1 protein-coding gene is annotated in these 486 nt (G+C 67.7%); it reads left to right on the top strand.

The genetic code is table 11. The annotated features are described in order from the left end of the window. Window positions 1-198, top strand: a 198-nt coding sequence (locus MOV74_RS40240) for a twin-arginine translocation (Tat) (RefSeq protein WP_246933114.1), incomplete at its 5' end; no start/stop codon positions are given. Window positions 199-486: the final 288 nt, after the last annotated feature.

The following is a 486-nucleotide window of genomic DNA, read 5'->3' on the forward strand; positions in this document are numbered from 1 at the left end:
CCGCTGTCACCGCAGCCGCTCAGTGATTCCGCTCGTACGCCGCAAGGCAATCCCGACGCTCATCCGGCAGTCACCACCAGCGAGGAAGCCGCCAAGCTGACGCCCGAACAGGTGCACTGGCATGGCCGCCATCGCGGCTGGGGCCACCGTCATTGGCGCCGGCATCGTCGGCGCTGGCACCGCCGCCATCACTGGTAAGCTCGCCGCAGCGCGTGAATTGGACGGGGATCGCAGCCAGCAGTCCCCGTTTCGATTCCGAGGTGCTCCAATTCGCGGCGAATCGTCAGGCCCCCAAAAAACGAAAAATGGCCGCGCAGGCTTTCGCCGCGCGGCCATTTCGCAAACGTTAATGGACGAGATCAGAACGGGCGGCAGCGGCCAGCGTACCAGCGGAAGCCATAGGGGCACACGCGCGCGCGGGGCACGACGACGACCGGCGGAGCCACCACCACGGGGGCGGGACGCACCACGACTGCGCCACGCATC

Origin of the sequence: Bradyrhizobium sp. SHOUNA76, from assembly GCF_023006445.1 — a bacterium.
Classification (GTDB): Bacteria; Pseudomonadota; Alphaproteobacteria; order Rhizobiales; family Xanthobacteraceae; genus Bradyrhizobium.